This window comes from Gemmatimonadota bacterium (assembly GCA_016209965.1).
Taxonomy (GTDB): Bacteria; Gemmatimonadota; Gemmatimonadetes; order Longimicrobiales; family RSA9; genus JACQVE01.
Genome location: JACQVE010000327.1, coordinates 1 through 2,634 on the forward strand (window position 1 = coordinate 1; position 2,634 = coordinate 2,634).

At 69.6% G+C, this 2,634-nt stretch carries 4 protein-coding genes; 1 reads left to right on the forward strand and 3 read right to left on the reverse strand.

What is annotated here, in order from left to right:
* A partial coding sequence (locus HY703_13005) for a hypothetical protein (protein MBI4546111.1) occupies window positions 1-178 on the reverse strand: 178 nt, incomplete at its 3' end.
* A 165-nt stretch (window positions 179-343) separates the two neighbouring features.
* Here HY703_13005 and HY703_13010 point away from each other — a divergent pair.
* The gene (locus tag HY703_13010; GenBank protein MBI4546112.1) at window positions 344-1,249 is read left to right on the forward strand and encodes a hypothetical protein; all 906 of its coding nucleotides are present in this window, start codon (window positions 344-346) and stop codon (window positions 1,247-1,249) included.
* 85 nt (window positions 1,250-1,334) lie between these two features.
* Here the strand turns inward: HY703_13010 and HY703_13015 are convergent, their stop codons facing one another.
* Together HY703_13015 and HY703_13020 are read right to left on the reverse strand one after the other, a co-directional pair.
* Entirely contained in the window at window positions 1,335-2,093 is a 759-nt protein-coding gene (locus HY703_13015) for an MBL fold metallo-hydrolase (GenBank protein ID MBI4546113.1), read from the reverse strand.
* 44 nt (window positions 2,094-2,137) lie between these two features.
* Window positions 2,138-2,608, reverse strand: a complete 471-nt coding sequence (locus HY703_13020) for a GAF domain-containing protein (protein MBI4546114.1) — start codon at window positions 2,606-2,608, stop codon at window positions 2,138-2,140.
* Window positions 2,609-2,634 lie beyond the last annotated feature (26 nt).

Sequence of the window (2,634 nt, forward strand, 5' to 3'; positions counted from 1 at the left end):
CATGAGTGCCGCAGCCCGGCGCCGCAATCTGCTCGGTGGCGGCGCCGGCCGCCTCCAGCTCGAGGGCGATCTCAGCGGCAAGGGTGGCGCACAACGCCTCGTCGCCGCTCGGGCTCTCCCGTTCCACGAAGCGGCGTATTCGCTCGAGCAGCCGATCTCCCCCAGCCGACGCAGCCATTAGACTGAAGTTACCCGATAGCTTCGGATCAGGATTAGATTACGCGCTCGCGATGCGGAAGTGTAGGGTATCTGCCGGAAAGGTGTCGGCAACTGTAGAAGCCGTTGCCCCTTCCGGCCCTGGCGCGCTTTCCGCCGCTCTGACCCCACCCTGCGGAAGATGCAGGTGAGCTTCGGCGGACAAAGCGACCTCACCGCCCGGACTTGCGAGCTGCCGGGCGAGGGGTTCGATTCCCGCCCGGTTCCGGTGCCGGCAGAGGGCGACGCGGCGCGCGCCCGACTGCAAGGCAGCACCGGGCGCCACCTGACCGTCGGCCGCACCCCTCTCTCGGAGAAGCTCGTGGACCGGCTGGCCCTCCTGCTCTCTTGGCTCACCCTTTCGGCCGCTCCCATCCACGCACAACAGGAGAGGGCGCCAGCGCCCGCGCGGCCGAGCGGCTGGGCGCTCGTGCCCCAGGTCGCCATCGGACCGCTGGGTAACCGCTGGGAGGGCGTCGTGACAGCGGAGCCCGACAGTGCCGACCCCATGCGGCGCGATACCATCTCGCATTGGCAGCTCAGGCCCGGAACCGCGCCCGTGCTGGGCGTAACGCTTCAGTACCGGACGGCGGGGCGCTTCACCTACGAGCTGCTGGGCAGCTACGCTGCCACGGACTACGCCGTGGACATCGGGCCCGACGCCGACCATACGACGCAGAAGATCCGGGGTGCGGGAAGCATCCGGCTCCTCCGGCTGATGGGCGGAATTCACTTTCGACTGCGGCCCAGCGCTCCCGGCTACTTCTCGCTGGGCGCGGGCGCAACGTACTACCGCCCCGCGGAGCGGATCCGCGTCTCGGGCGGGGAGGGCAGGGAGCCCCTTTTTGACGACCGGGCACAGTGGATGCCGGCCGGCCATGTCGGCGCCGGGATTGACCTTCCGGTGGGCCGCGAGACGCTCCGCCTGGACGGCAGAGTGTACGGCTCCCGGCCGGCTCAAGAACGGGTGACTCACGTGTCGGGCGAGCCCCGGCTCGAGGCGCGGGTGGCCCTGGACTGGCTGCTGGGCGTGGGGTACGTGATCCGCTTCTGAGCGCGCAGCCACGCCTGCCCCCGCAGGTGGTGGCCAATCCACAAATATGGTGGCATTCGGCACCGTATTGGAGGACTCCACCACTCTAGACCAGTCTCCAGCCATGCAGCGGGTCGCGACGCACCAGCCCCTTCTGCTCCAGGTGCTGCAGGTACGCCAGCACGGCCCCCTCCGCCGCGGCGCGCAGGCGCGCGTCCAGTTGCTCGCCGTAAACGGCGTCCACGAGGGCCGGCGCGAGGGCGGGCCCGCGCCCCAACGCCCTCAGCACCTGGGCTTGCCGCTCCTCCCGGTGCCGCACATAAGCTCGCAGCGCCGCGGCAGGATCGGTCAAGGGAGGGCCGTGAGCGGGATAGATGACCCGGGAAGCGAGGCGCCGGACGCGCTCGAGGGACTCGAGATAGGTGCCCAGGTCGCCCTCGGGTGGGGCCACGAGCGTCGTCTCCTCTCCACCCATGAGGAGGTCGCCGCAAAACACCGCGCCCTCCGCCGGCCAGAGGAAAGCAGCGTGGTCGCGCGTGTGACCCGGGGTGGCAATGGCCAGCAGCTCGCCGGCATCGGTTTCGATGCGGCCGCCCGGCTCGAGTGAGCCGTCGCCCAGGGCCAGGACCGGCGCGCGCAGCCGGCCGGCCAGTGCAGCCGCCCCTCCGGCGTGGTCGGGATGCTGATGGCTCAGCAGCAGGGCGACGACTTCGGCCCGGCCGACCGCCCGGGCGACGGCATCCACGTGCTGCGGCAGCGAAGGACCCGGATCGATGACGGCCACCCGCTCGGCGCCGACCAGGTAGGTCCGGGTCCCATCGAGCGTGAAGAGGGAGGGATTGGCTGCCAGGACGGAGCGTGTCACCGCTCAGAAATCTGCCGCGATTCGCCAGACCTGACTCGGAAACGCTACCGCCGCTCCGCCATGAGCACTTCCGCCAGCTTGTCCGCCACCGTCTGAACCGCTTCCTCGTCGTCCTCGCCGAACGCGGCCGGCGCGTCACTGTCCATGTCGATCTGGCCCAGAATCTCTTCGCCGGCCCGGATCAGGACCACCAGCTCCGAGCGCGTGTCCGGGCTGCACGCCAGGTAATTGTCGAGCTTGGTAACGTCCGCCACGTTCTGGTTGCGGCGCTCGGCCACTGCCGTGCCGCACACGCCCTGACCGACGGGGATCCTGGCGTGTTCGGTCGATTGGCCGACGTAGTTGTGCAGCCAGAGCACGTTCTCCTCGGGATCCAGCAGGTAGACGCCGACCCAGTGGAAGCGCTCGTCGGACGCGTGGATGGTCTTCACCGCCTGGCGCAAGATCGCGTCCGAGAGGTACCCCTCTTCCCGCATCTCCTGCAGCCGTTTTACCAGTTGGGATGCTTCGAGCATGGAACGTCCTCACCTCGCATCAAGGG

Excerpts from the sequence above, each read along its gene's own strand:
- HY703_13020 (MBI4546114.1), bottom strand. The coding sequence starts at position 2,608 with ATGCTCGAAGCATCCCAACTGGTAAAACGGCTGCAGGAGATGCGGGAA.